The sequence below is a fragment of the Ramlibacter alkalitolerans genome, assembly GCF_016722765.1.
Taxonomy (GTDB): domain Bacteria; phylum Pseudomonadota; class Gammaproteobacteria; order Burkholderiales; family Burkholderiaceae_C; genus Ramlibacter; species Ramlibacter alkalitolerans.
This window is the reverse complement of sequence record NZ_JAEQND010000003.1, coordinates 291,839-318,357: the sequence shown is the minus strand read 5'-3', so window position 1 is coordinate 318,357 and position 26,519 is coordinate 291,839. Positions and strand designations below refer to the sequence as shown.

Here is a 26,519-nt window from a genome sequence, read left to right as displayed (position 1 = left end):
TCAGTGGCGCGAGGCGGTGCTCTTGCCGGCGGACCTGGCCGGCGCCTTCTTCGCGGGCGTGCCGCGAGCGGCGGTGCCCTTCGCCCCGGTGCTCCTGGCGCCCGTGCTCTTCGCCGGCGCGCTCTTCGCGGCCGTGCTCTTCGCCGCCGTGCCCTTCGCCGTGCCGGCGCTCTTCGCCGTGGCGCTCTTTGCCGTGGTGCTCTTTGCCGTGGTGCTCTTTGCCGTGGTGCTCTTCGCCGGCGCACTCTTCGCGACCATGCTCTTCGCGGGTGCGGACGGCCGCTTCGTCGCTGCCTTGCCGGCCGGCGAATTCGCCGTCGACCGTGCCGGCGCCCGCGAGGGCGTCGCCTTCGCCGCGCCGTTGCCCGCGCCCCGCTTCGCCGGCGCCTTCTTCGCCGCAGCCGCTTCGCGGTCCGCATCACGCGCCGCCGACTTCGCGGCACTGCTGCGCCGCAGGGAGGTGCCGACCTTCTTCGCGGGCGTGGGCGCGGCGGTCTGCACCGGCGCCTGCGGCTTGGGGGCGCCGACGCGCAAGCGCACCGGCTTCTCGCCCCAGATCTCCTCCAGGTGGTAGTACTGGCGGATGGCGGGCTGCATGATGTGGGCGACGGCGGCACCGCAGTCCACGATGATCCACTCGCCGTTGTCCTCGCCCTCGATGCGCGGCTTGGGGAAGCCCGCCTCGCGCACGGCATCGATCACGCTGGAAGCGAGCGCCCTGGTCTGCCGGTTCGAGGTGCCCGACGCGACGATGACCCGCTCGAACAGGGGCGACAGGTGCTCGGTGTTGAAGACCTGGATGTCCTGCCCCTTCACGTCCTCCAGGCCATCGATGATGGCCCGCTGGAGTTTCTGCGTGTCCTTCTTGGCGGCGGCTTCTTGCGTCATCAGGTGTTCTGGTAAAGATGATGGGATTCAATATAACCGGCGACGGCTGGCCCAACCAGCTCGCCGATCTCCTGCCCGCGTGTCAGCCGCGCGCGGACGTCGGTCGCGCTCTCGGGCATCTGCGGCAACTTGAGCACCTGCACCCGCACGCCCGGCAAGGCGCGCAAGGTGGCGATGCCCTCGCCGGCACCCCGGCCGGCCACGCACAGCACGGCCAGCTGCGCGATCTCCTGCCAGGCCTGCCAGCCGGTGAAGCCCGCGGCCTGGTCCTCGCCCATCAGCAGGTGCAGCAGCGCGCCGGGATGCTCGGCCTGCAGCTCGCGCAAGGTCTCCACGCTGTAGGTCGGGCCCGTGCGCCTGAGCTCTCGGTCGTCGACCTGCACGGCGGGTAGCGGCGCGAAGGCCAGCCGCGTCATCGCCAGCCGGTGCCCGGCCGACGAGAGCGTGCGGGCCTTGTGCCAGGCATTGCCGGTGGGCAGCACGTACAGCCGGTCGAGCGCCAGCTGCTGCACGGCGGCGCCCGCCAGCGCGACATGCGCCCGGTGCGGCGGATCGAAGGCCCCGCCGAACATGCCGACCCGGCGCATCGCAGGGATCAAACCCAGTCCCTGCGCACGAGGAAGCGCCGCAGCAGTTCGTCCTCGCGCGAGCCCGGCTCGGGCTGGTGCTGGTAGGCCCAGCTGACCATGGGCGGCATCGACATCAGGATCGACTCGGTGCGGCCGCCCGACTGCAGGCCGAAGTGCGTGCCGCGGTCCCACACCAGGTTGAACTCGACGTAGCGGCCGCGGCGCAGCAGCTGCCAGGCCCGCTCGCACTCGCCCCAGGGGATGTCCTTGCGGCGCTTGAGCACCGGCACGTAGGCTTCGAGGAAGCTGTCGCCGACCGACTGCAGCATGCCGAAGCTGCGCTCGAAGCCGTCCTCGAAGTAGTCGTCGAAGAAGATGCCGCCGATGCCGCGCGGCTCGTTGCGGTGGCGGTTGAAGAAGTACTCGTCGCACCAGGCCTTGAAGCGCGGATACCGGTCCTCGCCGAAGGGCAGCAGGCTGTCGCGGCAGACGCGGTGGAAGTGGACGGCGTCCTCCTCCCAGCCGTAGTAGGGCGTGAGGTCCATGCCGCCGCCGAACCAGTACACCGGCGGCGCGTTGGCGGGCAGCGCGGCGAGCATGCGCACGTTCATGTGCACCGTGGGCGCGTACGGGTTGCGCGGGTGGAACACCAGCGAGACGCCCATCGCCTCGAACGAGGCGCCGACGAGTTCCGGCCGGTGCTGGGTCGCCGAAGGCGGCAGCTGCGGCCCGCGCACGTGCGAGAAGCCGACGCCGGCGCGCTCGAACACCTGGCCCTGCTCCAGGATCATGGTCACGCCTTCACCCTGCAGCTTCTCGCCGGGCTCCTTCTTCCAGGCGTCGGCGCGGAAGGCCTGGCCGTCGATCCCGGCGATGGTGTGCGTGATGCTTTGCTGCAGGCCCGTGAGCCAGGTGCGCACGGCGGTGATGTTCGGTTCCATCAGGTTTTCAGCCCTTCACGGCGCGGAAGCCGATGTCGCGGCGGTACTGCGCGCCGTCGAACTGGATGCCCCGCAGGACCTCGTAGGCCCGCTGCTGCGCCGCCTTGACGGTATCGGCCAGCGCCGTGACGCACAGCACGCGCCCGCCGGCGCTGACCGTGGTGTTGCCATGCGCGGCGGTGCCGGCGTGGAACACCATCGCGTCCTCGGCCTCCTTCGGCAAGCCGCGGATCACGTCGCCCTTGCGCGGATCCATCGGGTAGCCGGCGGCGGCCATCACCACGCCGAGGGCCGTGCGGCGGTCCCAGTCGAGGTTGACCTGGTCGAGGGTGCCCGAGGTGGCGGCGAGCATCACGTCGAACAGGTCGGACTTCAGCCGCATCATGATCGGCTGCGTCTCCGGGTCGCCCATGCGGCAGTTGAATTCCAGCGTCTTCGGCTGGCCCTGGGCATCGATCATCAGGCCGGCATAGAGGAAGCCGGTGTACGGAATGCCGTCCTTTTCCATGCCGCGCACGGCCGGCAGGATGATCTCGCGCATCGCCCGTGCATGCACTTCGGGCGTCACCACGGGTGCGGGCGAATAGGCGCCCATGCCGCCGGTGTTGGGGCCCTGGTCGCCGTCGCGCAGGCGCTTGTGGTCCTGGCTGGTGGCCAGCGCCACCACGTTCCTGCCGTCGCACAGCACGATGAAGCTGGCTTCCTCGCCCTGCAGGCATTCCTCGATCACCACCCGGGCGCCGCCGGCGTTGTGCGACACGCCCAGCTTGTCGTCCAGGAGCATGAAGTCGATCGCTTCATGGGCCTCGGCGGCGGTGGTGGCCACCACCACGCCCTTGCCGGCCGCGAGGCCGTCGGCCTTCACCACGATCGGGGCGCCCTTGCGGTCGACGTACGCATGGGCTTGCGCGGCGTCGGTGAAGGCCTCGTACTCCGCCGTCGGGATCTGGTGGCGGGCCATGAAGGCCTTGGCGAAGGCCTTGGAGCTTTCGAGCTGGGCCGCCGCCTGCGTCGGGCCGAAGATGCGCAGCCCGTGCGTGCGGAACTCGTCCACCACGCCGGCGGCCAGCGGTGCCTCGGGGCCCACGACGGTCAGCGCGATCCTTTCCTTCAGTGCCCAGTCGCGCAGTTGCCGCAGGTCCGTGATCGGCACGTTCTCCAGCCGCGGATCGAGCGCGGTCCCGCCGTTGCCCGGCGCCACATAGACGGCCTGCACCTTGGGCGACTGCGCGAGCTTCCACGCCAGCGCGTGCTCGCGGCCGCCGCCGCCGATGACGAGGACTTTCACTCGGTGATTTCCGCGTTGTTGTAGACGTTCTGCACGTCGTCCAGGTCTTCCAGCATGTCGAGCAGCTTCTGCATGCGTGCGGCGTCCTCGCCGGTCAGTTCGATGGTGTTCTCGGGCCGCATGGTCACTTCCGCCACCTCCGGCTTCAGGCCGGCGGCTTCCAGCGCATTCTTGACCTTTTCGAACTCGCCGGGGGCCGTCAGGACCTCGATGGCGCCCTCGTCGTCGGCGATCACGTCGTCGGCGCCGGCTTCCAGCGCCACTTCCATCACCTTGTCCTCGCTGGTGCCCGGCGCGAAGACCAGCTGGCCGCAATGCTTGAACTGGAAGGCCACCGAACCTTCGGTGCCCATGTTGCCGCCGTACTTGCTGAAGATGTGGCGCACCTCCGCCACGGTGCGGACCTTGTTGTCCGTCATGGTGTCGACGATGATCGCCGCGCCACCGATGCCGTAGCCCTCGTAGCGGATCTCCTCGTAGCTCACGCCCTCGAGGGCGCCCGTGGCCTTGTCGATGTTGCGCTTGATGGTGTCGGCGGGCATGTTGGCCGCCTTCGCCTGGGCCACCGCCAGCCGCAGGCGCGGGTTGGCCGTGAGGTCGCCCCCGCCCTGCCGCGCCGCCACCATGATTTCACGGATGACGCGCGTCCAGATCTTGCCCCGCTTCTCGTCCTGGCGCCCCTTGCGGTGCTGGATGTTTGCCCATTTGCTGTGTCCGGCCACGGAATGATCCCCTGTTGCTCGCGTGCTGTACTCTACGAAGACCAACATTCTACTTTTCGCCCCATGGCCGAACCCCTGCTGATCGCGAAGAACGGGAAAACCGAGGCGTTCCTGCTGCCCGCCCTTGCCAACCGGCACGGGCTCGTCACCGGTGCCACCGGCACCGGCAAGACCGTGACGCTGCAGAAACTGGCGGAAAGTTTCAGCCAGATCGGCGTGCCCGTGTTCCTGGCCGACATCAAGGGCGACCTGACCGGCATCAGCCAGGCCGGCCGCATCGAGGGCAAGCTGGCGGCCGCCGTCAAGGAGCGCGGCCTGCCCGAGCCGCAGCCGCAGGCCTGCCCGACCACGCTGTGGGACGTGTTCGGCGAACAGGGGCACCCCGTGCGTGCCACCGTGAGCGACATGGGGCCGCTGCTGCTGGCGCGCATGCTGAACCTCAACGAGACCCAGGCCGGGGTGCTGCAGATCGTGTTCCGGATCGCCGATGCCAACGGCCTGCTGCTGCTGGACCTGAAGGACCTGCGCGCCATGCTGCAGCACGTGGGGGACAACGCAAAGCAGTTCACCACCGAGTACGGCAACATCAGCCCGGCCAGCGTGGGCGCCATCCAGCGCGGGCTGCTGCAGATCGAGTCGCAAGGCGGCGACAAGTTCTTCGGCGAGCCGATGCTCAACATCGCGGACTTCCTGCAGACCGACCCGAACGGCCGCGGCGTGATCAACATCCTGGCCGCCGACAAGCTGCTGAACGCGCCGCGCCTGTACGCCACCTTCCTGCTGTGGTTGCTGTCGGAGCTGTTCGAGATCCTGCCCGAGGTGGGCGACCTCGAGCAGCCCAAGCTGGTGTTCTTCTTCGACGAGGCGCACCTGCTGTTCGACGACGCGCCCAAGGTGCTGGTCGAGCGCATCGAACTGGTCGTGCGGCTGGTGCGCTCCAAGGGGGTGGGCGTCTATTTCGTGACGCAGAACCCGCTGGACATCCCCGATGCCGTGCTCGCGCAACTGGGCAACCGGGTGCAGCATGCACTGCGCGCCTTCACGCCGCGCGACCAGAAGGCGGTGAAGGCGACGGCCGAGACGATGCGGCCCAAGCCGGGCCTGGACATCGCCGCCGCGATCACCGAACTGGCCGTGGGCGAGGCCCTGGTCAGCTTCCTGGACGAGAAGGGTCGGCCCAGCGTGACCGAGCGGCTGTACGTGCTGCCGCCCGGCAGCCAGATCGGCCCGATCACCCCGGAGCAGCGCCAGGCGCTGCGGGCGAACTCCATCGTGGCCGGCGTGTACGAGCAGCTGGTGGACCGCGAGTCGGCCTACGAGAAGCTGAAGGGCCGCGCCGAGGCGGCGGGCGTTCCCGGCGCCGGTGGCACCGTCGGCACCTCCGGCGCTGCCGGCAGCGTGCTGGGCGGCCTGTCGGACGTGCTCTTCGGCTCGACCGGCCCGCGCGGCGGCAAGCGCGACGGCCTGGTCGAGAACTTCGCCAAATCGGCCATCCGCACCATCGGCAGTTCGGTCGGCCGCGAGATCGCGCGGGGAGTGCTGGGGAGCATCCTGGGGGGGAAGAAGCGCTGAGGGCGCTGCCTGCGTCCATGGGCAGGCTGGCTGTGAGCCGCGCCAGCGCGAACCCCAGCGCTTGCGCGCGAGTTCCGCTTTCGATAGCAGCGTACGAATACCCCCCGCCACGGGCATTCCATCACCGTCCCGCCCCGCCTGCCGCGCGTTGTACGCACACCATGCGCACCTACATCCGCGCCGACGCCGCCGGCGCCACCTGTTTCTTCACCCTGACCCTGCAGGACCGCGGCGCCCGCTGGCTGGTGGACCACGTCGACCTCCTGCGCGCTGCCGTCAAGCACGCCAAGACACGGCACACGCAGTCGCTCGTCGCCAACGGCGTCCTGCGCGATGACGTTGCACCCGGGCGTGGCCTGAAGGGAGAGCGCAAGCTCTGGCAGCGCCGCTTCTGGGAGCACCAGATCCACGATGAGGAAGACTTCCAGCGGCACGTGGACTACATCCACTACAACCCGGTGAAGCACGGATGGGTGGCGCGGGCGAACGAATGGCCGTATTCCAGCTTCCACCGGTTCGTGCGGGAGGGGATCGTGGCGCCGGATTGGGGGATCAGCGCCACGGTGGAGGGGCAGTTCGGGGAGTAGGTTTCCTGCTTTTTTTTATTTGCTGGGGTTCACGCGCTTCGCGGTTCACCTTCCGCGGCCGAGGGCCGCGCCAGAGTGCGTTCGCGCGCTTCGCAACGGGTAGGCCCAACAGTGTCGCTGACCCCGCCGCTTTGCTAGAGTCGGACTTTGCACCGCAGGACATCATGGCCTCCGAAGCATCCGCCCCCCGCCACATCCGGCTGACCTCGCACCACGGCGGCTTCGGCGCGCTGCCGATCGTCTGGGGCGCGGCCACGCCCGCCGAACGCGGGCCCATCGTGGGCACGACCACCAGGCGCAGCCACCGCAACGTGATCGGCACCCACAGCGGCTCCTACAGCGTGTACCGCGCGCTGGCGGTGGCCGCCGGGGCCCTCAAGCGCGAACACAAGGCCGACCTCACCAACACCGCGCCCACCGACATCATCGGTCCCTACCCGCAATGGACCGATGCGGCGAAGATCGTGAGCCTCGATCCCTGGGGCGCGCAGGTGGCCGAGGTCTTCGCCACCGAACTGCAGGCCGGCTACGACATCCGGCCCACCATCGCGATCACCAAGGCCCACGTGATCCTGCCGGAGGTGATCGAGGCGCTGCAGAAAGGGCGCCTCACGCCGGACCGGAAGATCCTGATGGACGGCGGCGCCGCCTGCGTCACCAAGGCCGCGATCGAGCCGGTCTGGTGGCTCCCCGGCGTGGCCAGGCGCTTCGGCTGCAGCGAGTCCGACCTGCGGCGCGTGCTGTTCGAGGAGACGGGGGGCATGTACCCCGAACTGGTCACCCGCAGCGACCTCGAAGTGTTCCTGCCCCCCATCGGCGGCCAGACGGTCTACATCTTCGGCGACCCGCGCGACTTGGCGAACCCGGAGGTCGAACTCACCGCCCGCGTGCACGACGAGTGCAACGGCTCCGACGTGTTCGGCTCCGACATCTGCACCTGCCGCCCCTACCTCACCCACGCCATCGAGGAATGCATCCAGGGCGCCCAGCGCGGCGGCGTGGGCCTGGTGTCCTATTCGCGCAAGGAAGGCCGGGCCCTCGGCGAAGTCACCAAGTTCCTGGTCTACAACGCGCGCAAGCGCCAGGTGGGCGGCGACACGGCCGACCAGTACTTCGCGCGCACCGAATGCGTCGCCGGCGTGCAGGACATGCGCTTCCAGGAGCTGATGCCCGACGTGCTGCACTGGCTGGGCGTGCGCAAGATCCACCGCCTGGTCTCCATGAGCAACATGAAGTACGACGCCATCACGCAATCCGGCATCGAGGTGGGCGAGCGGGTCGACATCCCCGCGGGCCTGATCCCGGCCGACGCGCAGGTCGAGATGCAGGCCAAGAAGGCCGCCGGCTATTTCACGCCGGGCGGCGCACCGGACCAAGAAGAACTGAAGCAAACGAAAGGCCGGAGCCTATGAGCACCGTGCAATCCGTGACGGGCGCCGCCGAAGCGGAGGCCGCGGCCAGCCTCCTGCGCAGCACGCACGCCATCCGCGAACGCTGCGGCCAATTGCTGCGGCGCGCGCGCGAGGGCCAGTCGCGCTGGTTCACGGTCGATGACGGCGCCCTGCCCGGCGCGGCGCGCGACGTCGCCGACATCACCCGCAGGCGCTTCCCGAAGCTGCACGTCCCGCTGCACAGCCGCTGGCGCCACCTGGAAGCCGGCGGCGTCGATCGCAAGGCGGAACTGGAGCGGCGGGTGGAACACCTGCCGCGCGCGACGCGCATCCACGCCCTGGTGGACTTCACCTTCGCGAGCGTGCTGCTCGATGGCGGCGCCGGCCCCGACTGGCGCTACACCGAATCCGGCACCGGCCAGGCCTACACCCGCTCCGAAGGCCTCGCCGTGGCGAGCTACCACGCGTTCATCGCCGGGGTCTTTTCCAGCGACCGCAACCGCCCCCTGCAGGTCGACGCGGCCGGCCTGCGCGCGCTTTCCACCGACCGCCTGGCCAGCGCCTTCCAGGTGCGCGAGGACAATCCGCTCCTGGGCCTGGAAAACCGGGCGATCCTGTTGCGCCGCTTCGGCGAGGCGATGGCGGAGCAGCCCGAGGTCTTCAACGAGGAAGGCCGCCCCTCCGGCCTGTTCGACCTGATCCTCACGCCCTTCGGGTCCACCGTGCCGCCGCGCACGGCCGAAGACTCGGCGCACGACATCCTCTCGGAGATCCTGCTCACCTGCTCCGGCATCTGGCCCCTGGGCAACGCGATCGGCAACGTGCCGCTGGGCGACTGCTGGCGTCACGAAGCCGTGCGCGGCGAAGGCGCCAGCGACGGCTGGGTGCCTTTCCACAAGCTGTCGCAGTGGCTCACCTATTCGCTGCTGGAGCCTTTCGAGTGGGCCGGCGTGCAGCTGCACGGCCTGGACGCGCTCACCGGCCTGGCCGAGTACCGCAACGGCGGCCTGCTGCTCGATACCGGCGTGCTGCGGCTGCGCGACGAAGCCGTCACGCAGCACGTGTGGCAGCCGGGCGACGAGCTGGTCGTCGAATGGCGCGCCCTCACGGTGGCCCTGCTCGACGAACTCGCGGTGGAGCTGCGGAAATTGCTGCACACTGACGCCAGCCACCTGGGCATGGGTGCCGTCCTGGAAGGCGGCACCTGGGCCACCGGACGCGAACTCGCGCAGCAGCGCCGCGGCGGCCTGCCGCCGCTGCAGGTGGCAAGCGACGGCACCGTGTTCTGAACCGAAATCCATGCAAAGCCACAACGTCCATGTGATCGACCATCCGCTGGTGCAGCACAAGCTGTCGCTGATGCGGAACAAGGAAGCCAGCACCAACAGCTTCCGCCGCCTCCTGAACGAACTGTCGACGCTGATGGCGTACGAGGTCACGCGCGACGTGCCGATGCACGAAGTGGAGATCGAGACGCCGCTGGAAACGATGCGCGCCAGGGTGATCGACGGCAAGAAGCTCGTGTTCGTCTCGATCCTGCGCGCCGGCGGCGGGATCCTGGACGGCATGCTCAGCGTCGTTCCGGGCGCGCGCGTGGGCCACATCGGCCTGTACCGCGATCCCAAGACGCTGATGGCGGTGGAGTACTACTTCAAGATGCCGCAGAACATGGACAACCGCGACGTCGTCGTGGTCGACCCCATGCTCGCCACCGGCAACTCCGCCATCGCCGCCGTCGAACGGCTCAAGGAGCTGAATCCGAGGTCGATCAAGTTCGTCTGCCTGCTCACCTGCCCCGAGGGCGTGGCGGCATTGCAGGGCGCACATCCCGACGTGCCGATCTACACCGCAGCGATCGACCGCGAGCTCAACGAGCACGGCTACATCCTGCCCGGCCTCGGCGACGCCGGGGACCGCATCTTCGGCACCAAGTAAGCCGCCCGATGCCCAGTCCGCGATGCGCGTGCGTGGCGGCGGCTGCGCTGTGCCTGCTGGCCGCGCGCGCCCCCGCCGCGCCCTACACGCCGGCCAGCGACACCGAGGTCGTCGAGCGCCTGCCGGTGGCCAGCGACCCGGCCCTGCGCGTGGTCGAATCGCTGCGGCGGCAGCTCGCCTCGCGGCCGCAGGACCAGGCCTTGCGCCTCGACCTGGGCGAGCGCTATTTCGCGCTGGCGATGGCGCAGGGCGATCCGCGCTACGTGGGCTACGCGATGTCCAGCATCGCGCCGCTGGCGCAGGGCGCCGGCCAGGACGGCCGCTACTGGCTGGTGCGCGGCCAGCTGCAGCAGTACAGCCATGATTTCGAGGGCGCGCTGGCGAGCCTCAAGCGCGCCAGCGAGCTCGATCCCCAGGCGGTGGAGCCGGTGGCCTGGCGCGCGGCCATCTACATGGTGCAAGCGCAGTACGCGTGGGCCGCGGCGGAATGCGACCGCATGGGGCGGATCGCGCCCGGCCTGTTCGCGCAGGGCTGCACCGCCTATGTGCGTGCCACGACGGGCCAGCTGGTGCCCGCCTACGAGATGCTGTCCGATGCCGTGTCGAACGCGAAGGACGTCGCGCCGGGATTGATGCTCTGGGTCCAGACGCGGCTGGCCGAAATGGCCGTGCGGCTGCAGCGCTGGGGCGACGCGCAACGGCATTACGCTGCCGCGCTCGCCCAGGGCATCACCGACCAGTTCCTGCTGGCGTCGTATGCCGACTTCCTGCTGCAGCGCGGGCGGCCGCAGGAAGTGGTGCAGCTGCTCGATGGCTGGGAGCGCTCCGACGTCCTGTTGCTGCGCCTGGCCCTGGCCGGCCGGGCGGTGAATCATCCGCGCACCGGCGAGTGGCTGTCGCAACTGCGCGACCGCTTCGAGGCAGCCGCCAGGCGCGGCGATCGCCTGCACGAACAGGAGGCCGCGCGCTGGGAGCTGGAACTGGAACACGATGCGGCCAAGGCGCTGGCCTACGCGAAGAGCAACTACACGAAGCAGAAGGAGCCGCGCGACGCCGAGGTGCTGCTGCGCGCGGCACTGGCTGCCCGCGATCCTGCGGCCGCGCAGCCGGCGCTGGAGTGGCTGAAGACGAGCGGGTATGAGGATCCGGTGCTGCAGGAAGTGGCGGCGAAGCTGGGGGGGACGCGGTGAGAGGGGTGCTGCTTTCCGTCTGGTGCTGGCTTCGTAGGCTGGTGGTGACGCGCGCCAGCGCCGGAACCCCAGCGCTTCGCTGCGCTGGCGCACCGCTGGGGTTCGCGCGCTGGCGCGGCTCACCGCCAGCCTACGTCCTCCTCCTCGCCCTCGTCTCCTTGCCCGCCTGGGCCCACAAACCCAGCGACTCCTACCTCACCCTGCGCGGCGAGCCGGACGGCATCGCCGTGCGCTGGGACATCGCGCTGCGCGACCTCGACTACGTGCTGCAGCTCGATCGCGACGGCAACGGCGAACTGACCTGGGGCGAGGTGCGCCAGCGCAGCGCCGACCTCGAGAAGCTCGCGATCGCCAAGCTCACCTTCTCGTCGCAGGGCGCCGCGTGTCCCCTGCAATCCGCCGGCCCGCTGATGCTGGACAAGCACAGCGACGGCACGTACGCGGTGCTGTCCCTGCGCGCGCAGTGCGACAAGCTCGCCGGCAGCGTGCAGGTCCACTACGCGATGCTGTTCGACGTCGACCCGACGCACCGCGGCCTGGTGCAGTGGACGCCCGCCGGCGCCTCCTCGCCGCAGCCGCTGGTCTTCGCCGCCGACTCCGCCACCCAGGACCTCCAGCTCGCCGCCACCAGTGGCTGGGAGACGCTGCGCCAGTACGTCGTCGAAGGCATCTGGCACATCTGGATCGGCTTCGACCACATCCTGTTCCTGGTCGCCCTGCTGCTGCCGGCGGTGCTGGTGCGCCGCGCGCAGGCCTGGAGTCCCACGCCCAGCCTGCGCGCCGCCGCCGTCGACGTGCTCAAGGTGGTGACCGCCTTCACGCTGGCCCACTCCATCACCCTCAGCCTCGCCGTGCTGGGCTTCATCAGCCTGCCTTCGCGGCTGGTCGAATCCGTGATCGCCGCCTCGGTGGTCGTGGCGGCCCTCAACAACCTGCGCGGCACCATCGACCGCAAGCGCTGGGTCATGGCCTTCGTGTTCGGCCTCGTGCACGGATTCGGCTTCGCCTCCGTCCTGGCGGACCTCGGCCTGCCGCAAGGCGCGCTGGCGCTGGCGCTGGTCGGCTTCAACCTGGGCGTGGAGATCGGCCAGCTGGCGATCGTCGCGGCCTTCCTGCCCGTGGCCTACCTGCTGCGCAGCACCAGCTTCTACCGCGTCGGCGTGCTGCGTTTCGGCTCGCTGTGCGTGGCGCTGGTGGCCGCGTGGTGGTTCGTCCAGCGGGCCTTCGACCTGGCACCTTCCTGATGCTCGACCTCCTCATCACCAACGCCACCTTCCCCGACGGCCGCACCGGCATGTCGGTCGCCGTGCAGTCCGGCGTCATCGCCGAAGCGACGCCGGGACTGTCCGCACCGGCGCACGAGACCGTCGACGCCGGCGGCCATCTCCTGTCGCCGCACTTCTGCGACCCGCACTTCCACATGGACGCGACCCTCAGCTACGGGCTGCCGCGCGTCAATGAAAGCGGCACGCTGCTGGAGGGGATCCAGCTGTGGGGCGAACTCAAGCCGCTGCTGAAGGCGGAAGACCTGGTCGCGCGCGCCCTCGCCTACTGCGACTGGGCGGTCGCGCGCGGGCTGCTGGCGATCCGCAGCCACGTCGACACCAGCGACCCCAGCCTGCTGCCGGTGGAAGCGCTGCTCGAGGTCAAGCGCCGCGTGGCCGGCGTGATCGACCTGCAGCTGGTCGCCTTCCCGCAGGATGGCGTGCTGCGCACTCCGGGCGGGATCGAGAACATGAAGCGCGCGATGGACCTGGGCGTCGACATCGTCGGCGGCATCCCGCACTACGAGCGCACGATGAGCGATGGCGCGATCAGCATCCAGCTGCTGTGCGAGGCCGCCGCACGCCGCGGCGCGCTGGTCGACATGCACTGCGACGAGACCGACGACCCGCTGTCGCGCCACATCGAGACGCTGGCCTTCGAGGCCCAGCGCCTGGGCCTGCAGGGCCGGGTGAACGCCTCGCACTGCACCTCGATGCACAGCATGGACAACTACTACGTCTCCAAGCTGCTGCCGCTGATCGCGGAGAGCGGCGTGAGCGTCGTCGCCAACCCGCTGATCAACATCACGCTGCAGGGCCGGCACGACACCTACCCGAAGCGCCGTGGCATGACCCGGGTGCCGGAGCTGATGGCCGCCGGCGTCAACGTCGCCTTCGGCCACGACTGCGTGATGGACCCCTGGTACGGCATGGGCTCGGGCGACATGCTGGAGGTGGCGCACATGGGCCTGCACGTGGCGCAGATGACCAGCCTGCAGGGCATGCGCGCCTGCTTCGATGCCGTCACGGTGAATGCGGCGAAGGTGATGCACCTGGAAGGCTACGGGCTGGCGCCCGGCTGCGAGGCCAGCTTCGTGCTGCTGCAGGCGCGCGACGTGGTGGAGGCGATCCGGTTGCGCGCCACCCGGCTGAAGGTGTTCAAGCGCGGCCGGCTGGTGGCGTCCACCGCGCCGGTGCTGCCGCAGATCGTGGTCGGCGAGGTGCCGCGCACCATCGACTTCCTGCGCCAGCCATGAACGAACTCGAGCGACTCACCGCCGACGTGCTGCACTTTCGCGACGAGCGCGACTGGAAGCAGTTCCACAACCCGAAGGACGTCGCGCTGTCGCTGCTGCTGGAAGCCGGCGAGGTGCTGGAGATCTTCCAGTGGAAGGACGCGGCCGGCGTGGCCGAGACCGCGCAGGCGCGCAAGGACGACCTCGCCGACGAACTGGCGGACGTGCTGTGCTACACGCTCCTGATGGCGCACGACCTGGGCATCGACCTGTCCGCCGCGCTCGCCGCCAAGCTGCGCAAGAACGCGCTGAAGTACCCCGTCGACAAGGCCAGGGGCTCCAGCAGCAAGTACACCGGGCTCTGAGAAGCCGGGGGCGCCCTTACTTCGCCGTCAGGTCCATCACCGTGGGCGGCGTGGCCTTGCTCGTCGCCTTGCCGATCCAGGTGCTGCCCTGCTGCGCGAGCTCGGCGCTGATCGCCACGTCGCACCTGGTGACCGTCTCGAAGCTCAGGCCGCTCGGCGTGACGCGCCCGGTCATCGGCTGGTAGCGCACGATGCACTTCGGGTCGGCGGTCGTCCAGGTCAGGCGGGCCGCGAACGTGCCGTCGTCCTTGCGCTGGATGTTCTCCAGGTCGAAAGGCGCGGTGACGGGCTTGCTGCCGGCCGCAACGATCGTCCAGCGGCCGTGCAGGTCCTTGGGCAATTCCTTGGGGGCACCCTGGGCCTGGGCGAAGGCGCCGGCCGCGGCCAGCAGCAGGGGCGCGAAACGAACGAACGAACGCATGGTTATTCCTGGTATTTTGGCCCCGAGTCTGCTCGACCGTGCCTGCCCGGTCAATGCGGGGGACCCCGCGGCACTCGGGTTCTCCTATGCTGGCACGTCACGCGCCGTTTCGCCATGTCCCTCGACCTCACCCGCATCCAGGCCCTGTGCTTCGACATCGACGGCACGCTCGCCGATACCGACGACCACCTGGTCGCCCAGCTGGCGGCGATGCTGGACAAGGTGCCCTTGGTGAGCGGCCGGCGCAGCGAGAAGCTCGCCCGCCAGGCCGTGATGGGGCTGGAGACGCCGGTGCACGGCGCCTACGCCTGGCTGGACCGGCTGGGCCTGGACGTGCCGGCGCAGCGCCTGCGCGACCGGCTCAAGGCCATGAAGGTGCGCCAGCTGGACCCGGCCCACACCCGCAACCCCGAGGCGATCGACGAAGTGCCGCACGACATGGTGGCCGGCGTGCAGGAGATGCTGCACAAGCTGGCGCAGCACTATCCCATGTGCACCATCACGACCGGCGGCGCGCCGCGCGTCGAACGCTTCCTGGAGCACTATGGCGTGCGCGAGCTGTTCAAGGTGGTGGTCGGCGCGCAGACCACGCGGCGCATGAAGCCGCACCCGGAGCCGCTGCTCTATGCCGCCAGGATCATGGAGGTCGACCCGAAGGCCTGCGTGATGATCGGCGACACGACCATCGACGTGCGCTGCGGCCGCCTGGCCGGGGCGCAGACCGTCGCCGTCCTGTGCGGCTTCGGCACCGAGCGCGAGCTGCAGGAAGCAGGGGCCAACCTGATCCTGCGCACGACCTCCGACCTGCTCGGCGTGCTCAAGCCGGAGCAAGATCCGCTCGGGACGACGGCCAGTCCCGAGCCCGGCTAGGCCGCGGCCTCGCCGGGTTCATCGGCGACGAGCCGCGCGGTATTGCTCGCGGCCAGCGCCGCCAGCGGGGCGAGGTCCGGCTCCGCGTCGTCCTCCAGCGCCGCGTCGAGCAGCGCCCCGGGCAAGGTCTTGGTCGGCTTCACGCCCAGGCTGCGCAGCATCTCGGCCTGCCGGATCACGTTGCCGCGGCCGGTGGACAGCCGCTTGTGCGCCTCGCCATAGGCGTCCTGCGCCTGCTTCAGGCGCGTGCCCACGGTCTCCAGGTCCTTGACGAAGTCGGCCAGCTTGTCGTACAGCTCCGCGCCGCGGCGGGCGATGTCCTGCGCGTTGCGGCTTTGCGCCTCCTGCCGCCACAGGTGGGCCACGGTGCGCACCACGAACAGCAGGGTCGACGGGCTGACCAGCAGCACGTTCTTCTCCCAGGCGTCCATGAACAGGTTGCCGTCGTTGGTGACGGCCATCATGAAAGCCGGCTCGATCGGCACGAACATCAGCACGAAGTCCAGCGACTTCAGGCCGTACAGCGTCTGGTACTGCTTGCCGGAGAGGCCCTTGATGTGGTTGCGCACCGACTCGAGGTGGCGCCGGGTGGCCAGCGCGCGCTCCTCGTCGCCCTGCGCGACGATCATCTCTTCATAGGCGATCAGCGACACCTTGGAATCGACCACCAGGCGGCGTTCCTCGGGCAGCAGGATGACCACGTCCGGCTGCGCGCGGCTGCCGTCCTCGCGAACCTGGCTGTCCTGCACCTGGTATTCCTGGCCCTTGCGCAGCCCGGAGGCCTCGAGCACCCGTTCCAGCACCAGCTCGCCCCAGTTGCCCTGCGCCTTGGCGTTGCCTTTCAGGGCCATGGTGAGGTTCTGCGCGTCCTGGCTCAGGGCCTGGTTCAGCGCTACGAGCTGGCGCACCTGCTCGGACAGCGCCGAGCGGTCCTTGCCTTCCTGCACGTAGACCTCTTCGACCTTGCCCTTGAACTCGCTCAACTGGGTGCGCAGCGGATCCAGCAGCTGGCCGATGGCCGTCTGGTTCTGTTCGGCGAAGCGCTTCGACTTCTCCTCCAGGATCTCGGTGGCGAGGTTGCGGAACTGTTCGGTGAGCGTGTTCTTCGCCTCCACCAGCAGCGCCAACTTCTCCTGCGCGGCACTGCGCTCCGCTTCCAGCCGCGTGCGCAGCTGCGACAGCTCGCCGCCGGAGGTCTCGCGCAGGTCGGCCAGCTGCTGCGCCGCCTGCGCGAGCTGCTGCTCGGTGCTGCGCAGGCGCGCTTCCAGCGGTGCGATGCGTTGCGCCTGTTCCTCCAGCGCAGCGCCCTTCTGCGCCGCCTCGCCGGAATGGCGCAGGACGTCGGCCGTCCTGGCGCGCAGGTCCTCGGCGAGCCGGCGCAGTTCGTCTTCCAGCGTGGGGACGCGGACGGCGCGTTCGGTGAGCTTGGAGACATCGTCGCGCGCCAGATCGAGCTCGTTGCGCCAGCGGTCCGCCTGGGCCCGGCTTTCGGCCAGGGCATTCAGGTCGGCGCGCCGTTCCTCCTCCAGCAGCCGCGCCCGCTCCCGGGCCTGCGCGAGATCGCCCTGGAGGGCCGCTTCAGTGCGCGCCACCGCCGTATCGACCCGCGCCTGCAAGCCCTGGCGGCCGGCCAGCCAGACCACGACGGCACCCAGAACAAGGCCGGCCACGCCGGCGACAAGGACCATGAACAACTGCGGATCCAAACGATTCTCCCAACTGCGCCCTTTATACACGGGCGCCCGGCTGGATCAGCGCTTGCTTTCCATCAGCTTGACCAGCGCCCACAGGACCCGGTTGGCCGGCGTGGCGATGCCCAGGGCCTGGCCCCGCCGCACCACGTAGCCGTTCAGGTAGTCGATCTCGGTGGGCTTGTGGCGCGCGAGGTCCTGCGCCGTGGAGGAATACTGCGCGGGCATGGTGGCCACCAGCTTGCGCGTGGTCTCGTGCGGGTCGGCCGGCAACTGCACGCCGTCGGCCCGGGCGACCGCAACGCATTCGTCCACCACGTCGTGCATGACGTCCCAGATGCCGACGCTGCCCACGTTCTCGCCGTAGGGCCGCTGGGCGATGGCGGAGATGGCGTTGTAGGCGCAGTTGATGATCAGCTTGAGCCAGAGCGCGCCGCGCACGTTGGAGGAGATCTCGGTCGGCACGCCGGCCGCCACGAGCGCCTGCGCCACGCCCCCGCTGGCCCGGGCGGGCTCGATGACCAGTTCGCCGCGGCCGTGGTGCTTCAGGTGCCCCGGGCCGGCCATTTCGGTGGCGACGTAGACGACCGCGGCCGCAACCTCGTGTTCGGGGAGGACGGTGCGCAGGCGCTCCGCGTTGTCGACCCCGTTCTGCAGGCACAGCACCAGCGTGTCGGGCTTCAGGAACGGCAGGAGCGCGCGGCCGGCGGATTCCGTGTCGGGCGACTTGACGCTGAAGAGGACCACGTCGGCCTCCTTCGCCCCGGCCACTTCGGTGGTCGCCGCGAGCCGCACCCGCTCGTCGAAGGTCTTCGTCTCCATCCGCAGGCCGTCGCGTGCGATCGCCTCCACGTGCTGCGGCCGCGCGACCAGCGTGACCGGGTGGCCGGCGCGGGCCAGCATGCCGCCGAAGTAGCAGCCGACGGCGCCGGCCCCCATGACGGCGACCTTCAGGGGAGCATTGGAAGCCATGGCTTGTCTGCGTTGCGAGGGGACCCGCATTCTAGAATCGGCCGGCCATGCCCCACGTCGACCTCTCGCACGACCCCGCGGCGATGCGGCGCATCTTCCTCGCGCTGGGACTCGCGGCGCCCGAAGAGGAAGTGCGCGCGCAGCCACTCGCAGGCGGCGTGTCCTCGGGCATCTACCGCGTGGACCTGCGCTCGGGAAGCTACTGCGTCAAGCAGGCGCTGCCGAAGCTGAAGGTCGCCAAGGACTGGAAGGTGCCGGTGGAGCGCGTGTTCGCCGAGATCGGTTACCTGCGCACCGTCGGCGCGATGGTGCCCGGCCACGTGCCGCAGGTGCTGGGCGAGGACGCCGCGAGCAAGAGCTTCGTCATGGCCTTCCTCGGGCCGGAATACCGCAACTGGAAGGCCGAACTGCTGGCCGGCCGCATCGACGTGGAAACGGCCCGCGCCACCGGTGCCATCCTCGGGCGCATCCACGCCGCGACGGCGGACGACGCGCGGCTGGCGGCGCAATTCGCCAACGACGCCGACTTCCATGCCTTGCGGCTGGAGCCTTACCTGGTGGAGACGGCGCGCGAGCATCCCGAACTCGCCGGGCGCCTGCTGCAGGTGGTGGAGCGCACGGCCATCACCCGCCGGGTGCTGGTGCACGGCGACGTCAGCCCCAAGAACATCCTGCTCGGCCCGAAGGGGCCGGTGCTGCTCGATGCCGAATGCGCCTGGTTCGGCGACCCCGCCTTCGACCTCGCCTTCTGCCTCAACCACTTCCTGCTCAAGGCGGCGCACCTGCCGGCGTGCACGGGCGCGCTGATGGACAGCTTCGCTGGCTTCCTGCAGGCCTACTGGCCGCAGGTGCGCTGGGAGCCGGTCGCCGCGCTGGAACAACGCGTCGCCACGCTCCTGCCGGGCCTCACGCTGGCGCGCGTCGACGGCAAGTCGCCGGTCGAATACCTGGCCGAGCCGCAGCGGCAGGCGGTGCGCCGCGCTGCCATCGCGCTGCTGCAGCAGGAGCCCGCCTCCCTGGCCTCCATCGCGGGCTCCTGGGCCCGGGAATTCGCATGACCATCCAAACCGTTCTCGCCCGCCGCATCTGGGATTCGCGCGGCCGTCCCACCATCGAAGTCGAAGTGCTCAACGCCGACGGCACCTCCGGCCTCGGCATCGCGCCGGCCGGCGCCTCGCGCGGCAGCCGCGAAGCCGTGGAACTGCGCGATGGCGGCGAGCGCTTCGGCGGCCGCGACGTGCAGCAGGCGCTCGCGGGCATCGCGCGCGAAATCGCGCCGGCACTGGTCGGCCGCGATGCCGCGGACCAGGCCGGCATCGATGCCATGCTCATCGCGCTGGACGGCACGCCGACGAAGTCGCGGCTGGGCGGCAACGCGCTGATCGCCACCTCGCTGGCGGTGCTGCACGCGGCCGCGGCCCAGGCGCGGCTGCCCTTGTGGCGCTACCTCGCGCAAGGTCGCGACGTGCGCCTGCCGCTGCCGCAGATCCAGATCTTCGGCGGCGGCGCGCATGCCGGCCGGCGCGTGGACATCCAGGATTTCATGGTGATCGCCACCGGAGCGGAAAGCTTCTCGCAGGCGCTGGAGATGACGGCGGAGGTGTACCGGGCCGCCGGCGAGCTGATGCAGGAGCGCGGCGCCTTGGCCGGCGTGGCCGACGAAGGCGGCTGGTGGCCCAGCTTCCGCCGCAACGAGGAAGCGCTCGACACGCTGGTGGCGGCGATCGAGCGGGCCGGCTACGTGCCGGGCGAGCAGGTGGCCATCGCGCTGGACATCGCTGCGTCCGAGTTCGGCCACGGCGGCCGCTATCGCCTGGCGCTGGAAAACGAGGAGCTCGATTCGGATGGGCTGTGCGAGCGGCTGGTGCGCTGGGTCGAGCGCTACCCGATCGTCTCCATCGAGGACCCGCTGGCCGAGGACGACGAGGCCGGCCTGGTCGCCTTCACGCGGGCGGTGGGCGATAGGGTGCAGGTGGTCGGCGACGACTATCTCGTGACGAGCGCGCCGCGCGTGCGCTCAGCGGCCGCCGCAGGCGCGTGCAACTGCGTCCTCATCAAGCCGAACCAGGCCGGCACCGTCACCGAAACGCGGGCGGCGCTCGACGCAGCGAAGGCGCTCGGCTACGCGACGATCGTCTCGGCCCGCTCCGGCGAGACCGAGGATGTCGCCATCGTGCACCTCGCCACCGGCTGGGACGCCGGGCAGCTCAAGGTGGGCTCGTTCGCGCGCTCCGAGCGCATGGCCAAGTGGAACGAAGGCGTGCGGCTGCAGACCCGACCCGCGCCGCCTTCCGGCTACGCCGGCCGCGGCGCGCTGGCCCGGCGCCGCTGACGCTCGCCTGTTTGCGCGAGGCGTTGGCGGCGCGCAGGGTCTATGCTGGGGCTCCCACTGCCGGGAGATCCGCATGGATGCTGTCGTTCCACTGCGCCGGATAGCCGACCTGCCCGCCCCGCCGGGCCTGCCGCTGATGGGCAATGCCCACCAGATCCACCTGCCGGAATTCCACCAGAACCTCGAAGGCTGGCAGTCGCGCTTCGGCGACTTCTACCGCGTGCGGGTCTGGGGCCGCGAATTCGTGGTGGTGGCCGATCCGCAGGTCGTCACCGAGGCCCTGCGCGATCGCCCCGGCACCTTCCAGCGCACGGACCGCATGACTTCCATCGCGGAGGAACTGCACTTCGGCGGCCTGTTCGCGTCCAACGGCGACAAGTGGCGCCGGCAGCGGACCATGGTGATGGCGGCCTTCGATCCCGGCCACGTGAAGCGCTATTTCCCGGCGCTGGCGCAGGTCGCGCAGCGGCTGGCCAAGCGCTTCGCGCGGGCGGGCGCCCTGGGCGAGCCGGTCCCGGTCCAGCAGGACCTGATGCGCTTCACGGTCGACGTGATCGCGGGCCTGGCCTTCGGCGCCGACATCGACACGCTGGGCAACGAGCAGGACCCGATCCAGCAGCACATGGACCAGATCTTCCCCATGGTGGCCCGACGGTTGCTGGCGCCCGTTCCCTACTGGCGCTGGTTCAAGCTGCCGCGCGACCGCCGGCTCGACGCCCACCTGCAGGCGCTCGATGCGGCCGTGGCCGGGTTCATCGCCGCCGCGCGCGAGCGCCTGCAGGCCGATCCGGCGCTGCGGGCCTCGCCCTCGAACCTCATCGAGGCGATGCTGGCCGCGCGCGAGCAGCCCGGCAACGCGCTGACCGACCAGGACGTGGCCGCCAACGTGGTGACCATGCTGCTGGCCGGCGAGGACACGACGGCCAACACGCTGTCGTGGATGCTATGGCTCCTGTGCCGCGACGCCGGGGCGCTGCGGCGCGCCGGCGAGGAGGTGCGCGCGGCGCTCGGCGACGAGCGCGTGCCCACGTGCTACGAGCAGATGGAGCACCTGCCCTTCGTCGAAGCCTGCGCCCACGAAACGATGCGCCTGAAGCCGGTGGCGCCGCTGCTGCCGCAGCAGGCCGCCCGCGACACGGTGCTGGCCGGCGTGGCGATCCCCAAGGGCACCATGTGCATCTTCCTGATGCGCCCGGGCGCCACCGACGCGCGCTACTTCGAGGCGCCCGAAAGCTTCCGGCCTGAACGCTGGCTCGGTGCCGAGGCGGGCCCCGGCAAGCGCGTGGCCATGCCCTTCGGGGCCGGCCCGCGGATCTGTCCCGGCCGCTACCTGGCGCTGCTGGAGATCAAGGTGGCGATGGCCACGGTGCTCGGCTCGTTCGAGCTCGAGGCGGTGGAGTCCGCGACGCCCGAGGCCACGCGCGAGCACCTCGCCTTCACCATGGCGCCCACGCCCTTGCGCATGCGGCTGCGCCCGCGCGACTGACCGCGGCCCACGCCGCGGCGGCCGCTTGCCCATAATCGGCGGGCAATGCACTACTGGCTGATGAAATCCGAGCCCGCCGAGGTCTCGGTGGACGACGCGCTCGCGGCGCCGGAATCCACCGTGCCCTGGACCGGCGTGCGCAACTACCAGGCCCGCAACTTCATGCGCGACCAGATGCGCATCGACGACGGCGTGCTGTTCTACCACTCGAGCTGCGCGGAGCCGGGCATCGTCGGCATTGCGCGCGTCGCGTCCACGCCCTACCCCGACCCGACGCAGTTCGATCCCGGGTCGCCGTACCACGACCCCGCGTCCAAGGCCGAGGCGCCGCGCTGGATGCTGGTGGACGTGCAGGTGCTGCGCAAGACCCGCAACCTCACGCTGCCGGAACTGCGCGCCGACCCGGACCTGCAGGACCTGCTGGTGCTGAAGAAGGGCAACCGGCTGTCGATCACGCCGGTGGAGCCGGTGCACTGGCGGCGGATCCTGAAGAAGCTCGACGCCGGATCATGAGCGCGCTGCAGTTCGCGGGCTTCCTGGTCTGCGTCGCGCTCGCCTCCTCGCTGCAGAACATCACCGGCTTCGCCCTCGCGCTGATCCTGCTGGGACTCACGGGACTGTTCGAGCTCGCGCCGCTGCCCGACGTGGCCAACGTGGCGACGGTGCTGTCGCTCGCCAATGCGGCCATCCAGCTGCGCGGCACGCACAAGTCGCTGCGCTGGAGCGCCTGGCGCCACACGGTCAGCGGCAGCGTGTTCGGCGTGGCGGCCGGCGTGGCGCTGCTCGCCTGGCTGAGCGCGAACGTCGTCATGGTGCTGCGGCTGCTGCTGGGCGTCGTGGTGATTGCCTGCGCCATCGTCGTGCTGGTGCGCACCCTCCCCCGGGCCACGCAGTCGTCCGGCATCTCGTTCGGCGGCTACGGCTTCCTGTCCGGCCTGCTCGGGGGCCTGTTCTCGGCCTCGGGCCCGCCGCTCGTCTACCACTTCTATCGCCAGCCCTGGGACCTGGACTCGCTGCGCGACACGCTGGTCGCGAGCCTGGCGTTCGGCTCGTTGCTGCGCCTGGCCCTGGTGATCCCCACCGGCCAGTTCAGCCCGCGGGCCTTGTGGCTGTCCGCGGTCACCGTGCCCCTGGTGATGACGATCACCTGGTGGATGCGGCGGCATCCGCCGGCGTGGCGGCGCGAGACGGTGCTGAAGGTCGTGTGCGGCCTGCTGCTGGTCACCGGAGCGGGCCTGATCGGGCCGGCGGTGGCGGCCCTGCTGCGGTAAGCGGCAGGCCAGCGTCGCCATCCCCGTCGAGCCAGCGGTGCGAGGGGAATGGATCACCCCCCGCCGGTCGGCCCTCCTCCTTCGTACGCTATGCACCCGGACACCCGCGTGCTAGTTTTGCGACCGAGCTTCCAGAGGAGAACGCCATGCGACTCACGTGCAAGATCTGTTCACCTTTCGTGCCGGGACTCACCGGCGACGCGGCGGAAGGCGCGGGCGACGAAGTGGCGGCCCGCGAGCGGCCCGACAACGTTCGCGTGACGCCGCTGCGGTCGTCCGTCCCCGGCCGCACGCGTGCCGCAGTGGAGCGGCTGAAGCTGTGGGAGAACGGCCGCACGCTGAAGGTGAAATTCCTGGACGGCGAGCCGTCGGTGCAGGCCAGGGTGCAGCAGATCGCGCGCGAGTGGGAAAGCGTGGCGAACCTGAAGCTGGAGTTCGTCACCAGCGGCGCCGGCGACATCCGCGTGAGCTTCGCGGAGAAGGATTTTTCCTGGTCCACCGTCGGCACCGACGCGCTCACGGTGGGCCCGTCGGAGGCCACCATGAACTACGGCTGGCTCGAGCCGGACACCGACCTGCGCGAATACCAGCGCGTGGTGCGGCATGAGTTCGGCCACGCGCTCGGCATGATCCACGAGCACCAGAATCCCGCCGCCCAGGGCCAGATCCCCTGGGACAAGCCCAAGGTCTATGCCTACTACGCGCAGCAGGGCTGGAGCAAGGCCGACGTGGACTTCAACATCTTCCAGGTGTATTCCGAGGACAGCACCAACCACACGCAGTTCGACCCGACCTCGATCATGGAGTACGCCATCCCCGACGCGCTCACGATCGGCTCCTACGCGGTAGGCTGGAACACGGAGTTCTCGCAGACGGACATCGCCTTCATGCGGCGGCAGTATCCCAGCAACGCGCCGGCGCTCACCGAACTCACCGTCGGCGGGCCGCGCGTGGCCGCCGACCTGGCCACGGCCGGTGAAGTCGATACCTTCCACTTCGTGGTCGACCAGGCTGCCACGCACATCCTGACCACCGAGGGGCCGACCGACACCGTGCTCACCCTGCACGGGCCGGACGATCCGGGGACGGTGGTCACGTGGGACGACGATCGCGGCCGCGGGCTGAACGCCAGGATCGTGCGCAAGCTGCGGCCGGGCCAGTACTGGCTGACCGTGCGGCACAAGGTGGCAGCGGCCACCGGGCAGTACACGGTGGGGGTGAAGAAGTCGCGGTGAGCGAGCAGGGGCGGGCCCCGCTTCCTAGAATGGGCGATGCCTTCCCAGCCCGCACCCAATCCCCTCCTCGCCCCCTGGACCGCCCCCTACGGCCTGGCGCCCTTCGCCGAGATCCGGCCTTCGCACTTCGAGCCCGCCTTCGCCCAGGCGCTGCAGGAACACCGCGCCGCCGTCGACGCCATCGCGCACAACCCGCAGGCGCCGGACTTCGGGAACACGCTGGCCGCCCTGGACTGCTGCGACCGGCGGCTCGCCGGCATCAGCATGGTGTTCCACAACCTGTGCACGTCCGAGACATCGCCCGAACTGCAGGACGTGCAGCGGCGCATGGCGCCTGTGCTCGCCGCGCACTGGAGCGCGATCGCGATGCACCAGCCCCTGTTCGCGCGCGTCGATGCCCTGCACGAGCGGCGGGCGCGGCTCGGACTCGATCCCGAACAAATGAGGCTGCTGGAACGCACGCACCTGAACTTCGTGCGCGCCGGGGCGCTGCTGGGACCGGCCGCGCAGGAACGCTATGCGCAGATCGCGCAGGAGCTGGCCGCCTTGCAGACGAGCTTCGGCCAGAACGTGCTGCACGACGAGTCGACCTGGGCGCTGGTGCTGCGCGAGGAGGCCGAACTCGCGGGGCTGCCGGAATTCGTGCGCTCCGCCGCGCGCACGGCGGCGCAGCAGCGCGGACTGGGCGACGTGCTCGCGATCACGCTGTCGCGGTCCTCGATCGTGCCCTTCCTCACCTTTTCCGAGCGGCGCGACCTGCGGGAGCAGGCCTGGCGGGCCTGGGTCGGCCGCGGCGCGCACGAAGGGAAGCATGACAACCGGCCCCTGATCGGCCGTATCCTGCAGCTGCGCCAGGAGCAGGCCCGGCTGCACGGCTACGCCACGTATGCCGACTACGCGCTGGTCGATCGCATGGCGCGCACGCCGGAGGCCGTCGACCAGTTGCTGGACAACGTGTTCGAGCGCGCGAAGGCGGCGCTGCAGCATGAGCGCGCCAGCCTGGAAGCGGCGCAGCGCGCAGCCGGCAGCACGGAGACCGTCGAAGCCTGGGACTGGCGCTACTGGGCCGAGAAGGTGCGCCAGCGCGACTTCGCCCTCGACGACGCACAGGTCAAGCCCTATTTCCCCCTGCCCGCGATGGTGGAAGCCGCCTTCGACTGCGCGCAGCGGCTCTTCGGGCTGCGCTTCACGCCGCGCACCGACCTCACGCTGTACCACCCGGACGCGCGGGCCTACGAAGTGCACGATGCGCAGGGGCGCGCCGTGGGCCTGTTCATCCAGGACAACTTCGCCCGTACCAGCAAGCGCAGCGGCGCCTGGATGAGCAGCCTCGCGGTGCAGGCGCGCAATGGCGGCGAGGTGCTGCCGGTGATCCTGAACAACAACAACTTCGCCGAGGGCAGCCCCACGCTGCTGAGTTTCGACGACGTGCGCACGCTGTTCCACGAGTTCGGGCACGGGCTGCACGGGCTGCTGTCGAACGTCACCTACGGCGACCTCGCCGGCACGCAGGTGCTGCGCGATTTCGTCGAACTGCCTTCGCAGTTGTTCGAGCACTGGATGGCGGAGCCGCAGGTGCTGCGCCGGCACGCCAAGCACGTGGAGACGGGCGAGCCCATTCCCGATGCGCTGATCGAGCGCCTGCGGGCCGCCGCGATGTTCGGCGAGGCCTACGAGACGGTGCGCTACTGCGGCAGCGCGATCGTGGACATGGCGGTGCACCGCCACCCCGATTCCGCCGCGGTGAGCGACTGGCCGGCGTTCGAGGATCAGCTGCTGCGCGAGCGCGGCTTGCCGGAAGCTGCAGGCATCAACCACCGGCTCGCGCACTTCCAGCACCTGTTCGGGGGCGGCTATGCGGCGGGCTACTACGTGTACCTGTGGGCCGAAGTGCTCGACGCGGACGCGTGGGATGCGTTCATGGAGGCGGGCAGCCCGTTCGACGTTGCCGTGGCCGAGCGGCTGAAGCGCTGCATCTATTCGACCGGCAACAGCGTGGAGCCGGGGGCGGCGTTCCGGGCGTTCCGCGGGAGGGATCCGGTGATCGAGCCGTTGCTGCGGCAGAAGGGGTTGGGGTCCTGAAGGGGCGCCGCGTCGGGTTGAGCTTTTTCTAACGCAGAAACCGCAGAAGAAACAGCCAAAGCCGCAGAAAGGAGATTTGCAGGGAATCCTTTCGCGGCTTTTGCGTCACTTTTGCGGCTTCTGCGTTCCAACGGCTCGCTCAAGCACCGCCATTTGTCTGCGGTGTCAACGCTGGGGTTCGCGCGCTTCGCGGCTCACCACCAGCCTACGC

At 70.2% G+C, this 26,519-nt stretch carries 25 protein-coding genes; 17 read left to right on the top strand and 8 right to left on the bottom strand.

The window, feature by feature from the left end; all coding sequences use genetic code 11:
• Genes rsfS through JI746_RS06870 form a run of 5 tightly spaced genes read right to left on the bottom strand, consistent with a single transcriptional unit; the run spans window position 1 to window position 4,408 of the window.
• Entirely contained in the window at window positions 1-888 is an 888-nt protein-coding gene (gene rsfS, locus JI746_RS06890; RefSeq protein WP_201688059.1) for a ribosome silencing factor, read from the bottom strand.
• Window positions 888-1,475: a nicotinate (nicotinamide) nucleotide adenylyltransferase gene (gene nadD / locus JI746_RS06885; protein ID WP_201688058.1), complete on the bottom strand. Its 588-nt coding sequence runs from the start codon at window positions 1,473-1,475 to the stop codon at window positions 888-890. The genes rsfS and nadD overlap by 1 nt, the downstream gene beginning before the upstream one ends.
• A gap of 8 nt (window positions 1,476-1,483) precedes the next feature.
• Window positions 1,484-2,398, bottom strand: a complete 915-nt coding sequence (gene hemF / locus JI746_RS06880) for an oxygen-dependent coproporphyrinogen oxidase (RefSeq protein ID WP_201688057.1) — start codon at window positions 2,396-2,398, stop codon at window positions 1,484-1,486.
• 7 nt (window positions 2,399-2,405) lie between these two features.
• The gene (gene purD / locus JI746_RS06875; protein WP_201688056.1) at window positions 2,406-3,686 is read right to left on the bottom strand and encodes a phosphoribosylamine--glycine ligase; all 1,281 of its coding nucleotides are present in this window, start codon (window positions 3,684-3,686) and stop codon (window positions 2,406-2,408) included.
• The gene (locus JI746_RS06870; protein ID WP_201688055.1) at window positions 3,683-4,408 is read right to left on the bottom strand and encodes a YebC/PmpR family DNA-binding transcriptional regulator; all 726 of its coding nucleotides are present in this window, start codon (window positions 4,406-4,408) and stop codon (window positions 3,683-3,685) included. The genes purD and JI746_RS06870 overlap by 4 nt, the downstream gene beginning before the upstream one ends.
• A gap of 63 nt (window positions 4,409-4,471) precedes the next feature.
• On the opposite strand from JI746_RS06870, the gene JI746_RS06865 reads away from it, so the two are divergent.
• The 9 genes from JI746_RS06865 (at window position 4,472) to JI746_RS06825 (ending at window position 13,948) form a co-directional block, all read left to right on the top strand.
• On the top strand, window positions 4,472-5,980 hold the full coding sequence (locus JI746_RS06865; RefSeq protein WP_201688054.1) for a helicase HerA-like C-terminal domain-containing protein: 1,509 nt from the start codon (window positions 4,472-4,474) through the stop codon (window positions 5,978-5,980).
• Window positions 5,981-6,141: 161 nt separating this feature from the next.
• Window positions 6,142-6,567 carry a hypothetical protein gene (locus tag JI746_RS06860; protein ID WP_201688053.1) on the top strand — a complete coding sequence of 142 codons (426 nt, stop codon included), beginning with the start codon at window positions 6,142-6,144 and terminating at the stop codon, window positions 6,565-6,567.
• 164 nt (window positions 6,568-6,731) lie between these two features.
• Entirely contained in the window at window positions 6,732-7,979 is a 1,248-nt protein-coding gene (locus JI746_RS06855; protein WP_201688052.1) for a GTP cyclohydrolase II, read from the top strand.
• Window positions 7,976-9,247, top strand: a complete 1,272-nt coding sequence (locus JI746_RS06850; RefSeq protein ID WP_201688051.1) for a URC4/urg3 family protein — start codon at window positions 7,976-7,978, stop codon at window positions 9,245-9,247. The genes JI746_RS06855 and JI746_RS06850 overlap by 4 nt, the downstream gene beginning before the upstream one ends.
• Before the next feature lie 10 nt (window positions 9,248-9,257).
• Window positions 9,258-9,893 (top strand): uracil phosphoribosyltransferase, encoded by a 636-nt coding sequence (upp, locus tag JI746_RS06845; protein ID WP_201688050.1) that lies wholly within the window; start codon window positions 9,258-9,260, stop codon window positions 9,891-9,893.
• Window positions 9,894-9,901: 8 nt separating this feature from the next.
• A complete protein-coding gene (locus tag JI746_RS06840; RefSeq protein ID WP_201688049.1) occupies window positions 9,902-11,083 on the top strand; it encodes a tetratricopeptide repeat protein in 1,182 nt (393 codons plus the stop codon).
• 158 nt (window positions 11,084-11,241) lie between these two features.
• Window positions 11,242-12,327 (top strand): HupE/UreJ family protein, encoded by a 1,086-nt coding sequence (locus JI746_RS06835; RefSeq protein WP_236599618.1) that lies wholly within the window; start codon window positions 11,242-11,244, stop codon window positions 12,325-12,327.
• Window positions 12,327-13,604: an amidohydrolase family protein gene (locus JI746_RS06830; RefSeq protein WP_201688048.1), complete on the top strand. Its 1,278-nt coding sequence runs from the start codon at window positions 12,327-12,329 to the stop codon at window positions 13,602-13,604. Before JI746_RS06835 ends, JI746_RS06830 begins: the two co-directional genes overlap by 1 nt.
• On the top strand, window positions 13,601-13,948 hold the full coding sequence (locus JI746_RS06825; RefSeq protein WP_201688047.1) for a nucleotide pyrophosphohydrolase: 348 nt from the start codon (window positions 13,601-13,603) through the stop codon (window positions 13,946-13,948). Before JI746_RS06830 ends, JI746_RS06825 begins: the two co-directional genes overlap by 4 nt.
• Window positions 13,949-13,964: 16 nt before the next feature.
• Here the strand turns inward: JI746_RS06825 and JI746_RS06820 are convergent, their stop codons facing one another.
• The gene (locus tag JI746_RS06820) at window positions 13,965-14,369 is read right to left on the bottom strand and encodes a hypothetical protein (RefSeq protein ID WP_201688046.1); all 405 of its coding nucleotides are present in this window, start codon (window positions 14,367-14,369) and stop codon (window positions 13,965-13,967) included.
• A gap of 114 nt (window positions 14,370-14,483) precedes the next feature.
• Here JI746_RS06820 and JI746_RS06815 point away from each other — a divergent pair, with 114 nt between their 5' ends.
• On the top strand, window positions 14,484-15,239 hold the full coding sequence (locus tag JI746_RS06815; RefSeq protein ID WP_201688045.1) for an HAD family hydrolase: 756 nt from the start codon (window positions 14,484-14,486) through the stop codon (window positions 15,237-15,239).
• Here JI746_RS06815 and rmuC read toward each other — a convergent pair.
• Both rmuC and JI746_RS06805 read right to left on the bottom strand, forming a co-directional pair.
• Window positions 15,236-16,945, bottom strand: coding sequence for a DNA recombination protein RmuC (rmuC, locus tag JI746_RS06810; protein ID WP_236599617.1), 1,710 nt, complete (start codon window positions 16,943-16,945; stop codon window positions 15,236-15,238). The genes JI746_RS06815 and rmuC overlap by 4 nt on opposite strands.
• Window positions 16,946-16,990: 45 nt before the next feature.
• Complete coding sequence (locus tag JI746_RS06805) at window positions 16,991-17,884, bottom strand: ketopantoate reductase family protein (RefSeq protein WP_201688192.1); 894 nt, start codon at window positions 17,882-17,884, stop codon at window positions 16,991-16,993.
• A 65-nt stretch (window positions 17,885-17,949) separates the two neighbouring features.
• On the opposite strand from JI746_RS06805, the gene JI746_RS06800 reads away from it, so the two are divergent.
• The 7 genes from JI746_RS06800 (at window position 17,950) to JI746_RS06770 (ending at window position 26,308) form a co-directional block, all read left to right on the top strand.
• Entirely contained in the window at window positions 17,950-18,960 is a 1,011-nt protein-coding gene (locus JI746_RS06800) for a phosphotransferase (RefSeq protein ID WP_236599616.1), read from the top strand.
• Window positions 18,957-20,234 (top strand): phosphopyruvate hydratase, encoded by a 1,278-nt coding sequence (gene eno, locus JI746_RS06795; RefSeq protein WP_201688043.1) that lies wholly within the window; start codon window positions 18,957-18,959, stop codon window positions 20,232-20,234. The genes JI746_RS06800 and eno overlap by 4 nt, the downstream gene beginning before the upstream one ends.
• Window positions 20,235-20,307: 73 nt before the next feature.
• On the top strand, window positions 20,308-21,720 hold the full coding sequence (locus JI746_RS06790; protein ID WP_201688042.1) for a cytochrome P450: 1,413 nt from the start codon (window positions 20,308-20,310) through the stop codon (window positions 21,718-21,720).
• A 45-nt stretch (window positions 21,721-21,765) separates the two neighbouring features.
• A complete protein-coding gene (locus JI746_RS06785) occupies window positions 21,766-22,233 on the top strand; it encodes an EVE domain-containing protein (RefSeq protein WP_201688041.1) in 468 nt (155 codons plus the stop codon).
• Window positions 22,230-22,991, top strand: a complete 762-nt coding sequence (locus JI746_RS06780) for a TSUP family transporter (RefSeq protein ID WP_201688040.1) — start codon at window positions 22,230-22,232, stop codon at window positions 22,989-22,991. The genes JI746_RS06785 and JI746_RS06780 overlap by 4 nt, the downstream gene beginning before the upstream one ends.
• 146 nt (window positions 22,992-23,137) lie before the next feature.
• Window positions 23,138-24,226 (top strand): M12 family metallopeptidase, encoded by a 1,089-nt coding sequence (locus JI746_RS06775; RefSeq protein WP_201688039.1) that lies wholly within the window; start codon window positions 23,138-23,140, stop codon window positions 24,224-24,226.
• A 36-nt stretch (window positions 24,227-24,262) separates the two neighbouring features.
• Window positions 24,263-26,308 (top strand): M3 family metallopeptidase, encoded by a 2,046-nt coding sequence (locus tag JI746_RS06770; protein WP_201688038.1) that lies wholly within the window; start codon window positions 24,263-24,265, stop codon window positions 26,306-26,308.
• Window positions 26,309-26,519: the final 211 nt, after the last annotated feature.

Bases quoted from the DNA above. Each gene is read 5' to 3' on its own strand.
- JI746_RS06830 (WP_201688048.1), top strand. From the start codon at position 12,327: ATGCTCGACCTCCTCATCACCAACGCCACCTTCCCCGACGGCCGCACC.
- JI746_RS06865 (WP_201688054.1), top strand. From the start codon at position 4,472: ATGGCCGAACCCCTGCTGATCGCGAAGAACGGGAAAACCGAGGCGTTC.
- JI746_RS06790 (WP_201688042.1), top strand. From the start codon at position 20,308: ATGGATGCTGTCGTTCCACTGCGCCGGATAGCCGACCTGCCCGCCCCG.
- rsfS (WP_201688059.1), bottom strand. From the start codon at position 888: ATGACGCAAGAAGCCGCCGCCAAGAAGGACACGCAGAAACTCCAGCGG.
- JI746_RS06825 (WP_201688047.1), top strand. From the start codon at position 13,601: ATGAACGAACTCGAGCGACTCACCGCCGACGTGCTGCACTTTCGCGAC.
- JI746_RS06815 (WP_201688045.1), top strand. From the start codon at position 14,484: ATGTCCCTCGACCTCACCCGCATCCAGGCCCTGTGCTTCGACATCGAC.
- eno (WP_201688043.1), top strand. From the start codon at position 18,957: ATGACCATCCAAACCGTTCTCGCCCGCCGCATCTGGGATTCGCGCGGC.
- JI746_RS06855 (WP_201688052.1), top strand. From the start codon at position 6,732: ATGGCCTCCGAAGCATCCGCCCCCCGCCACATCCGGCTGACCTCGCAC.
- upp (WP_201688050.1), top strand. From the start codon at position 9,258: ATGCAAAGCCACAACGTCCATGTGATCGACCATCCGCTGGTGCAGCAC.
- JI746_RS06800 (WP_236599616.1), top strand. From the start codon at position 17,950: ATGCCCCACGTCGACCTCTCGCACGACCCCGCGGCGATGCGGCGCATC.
- JI746_RS06860 (WP_201688053.1), top strand. From the start codon at position 6,142: ATGCGCACCTACATCCGCGCCGACGCCGCCGGCGCCACCTGTTTCTTC.
- JI746_RS06780 (WP_201688040.1), top strand. From the start codon at position 22,230: ATGAGCGCGCTGCAGTTCGCGGGCTTCCTGGTCTGCGTCGCGCTCGCC.
- hemF (WP_201688057.1), bottom strand. From the start codon at position 2,398: ATGGAACCGAACATCACCGCCGTGCGCACCTGGCTCACGGGCCTGCAG.
- nadD (WP_201688058.1), bottom strand. From the start codon at position 1,475: ATGCGCCGGGTCGGCATGTTCGGCGGGGCCTTCGATCCGCCGCACCGG.
- JI746_RS06775 (WP_201688039.1), top strand. From the start codon at position 23,138: ATGCGACTCACGTGCAAGATCTGTTCACCTTTCGTGCCGGGACTCACC.
- JI746_RS06770 (WP_201688038.1), top strand. From the start codon at position 24,263: ATGCCTTCCCAGCCCGCACCCAATCCCCTCCTCGCCCCCTGGACCGCC.
- JI746_RS06840 (WP_201688049.1), top strand. From the start codon at position 9,902: ATGCCCAGTCCGCGATGCGCGTGCGTGGCGGCGGCTGCGCTGTGCCTG.
- JI746_RS06850 (WP_201688051.1), top strand. From the start codon at position 7,976: ATGAGCACCGTGCAATCCGTGACGGGCGCCGCCGAAGCGGAGGCCGCG.
- JI746_RS06820 (WP_201688046.1), bottom strand. From the start codon at position 14,369: ATGCGTTCGTTCGTTCGTTTCGCGCCCCTGCTGCTGGCCGCGGCCGGC.
- JI746_RS06785 (WP_201688041.1), top strand. From the start codon at position 21,766: ATGCACTACTGGCTGATGAAATCCGAGCCCGCCGAGGTCTCGGTGGAC.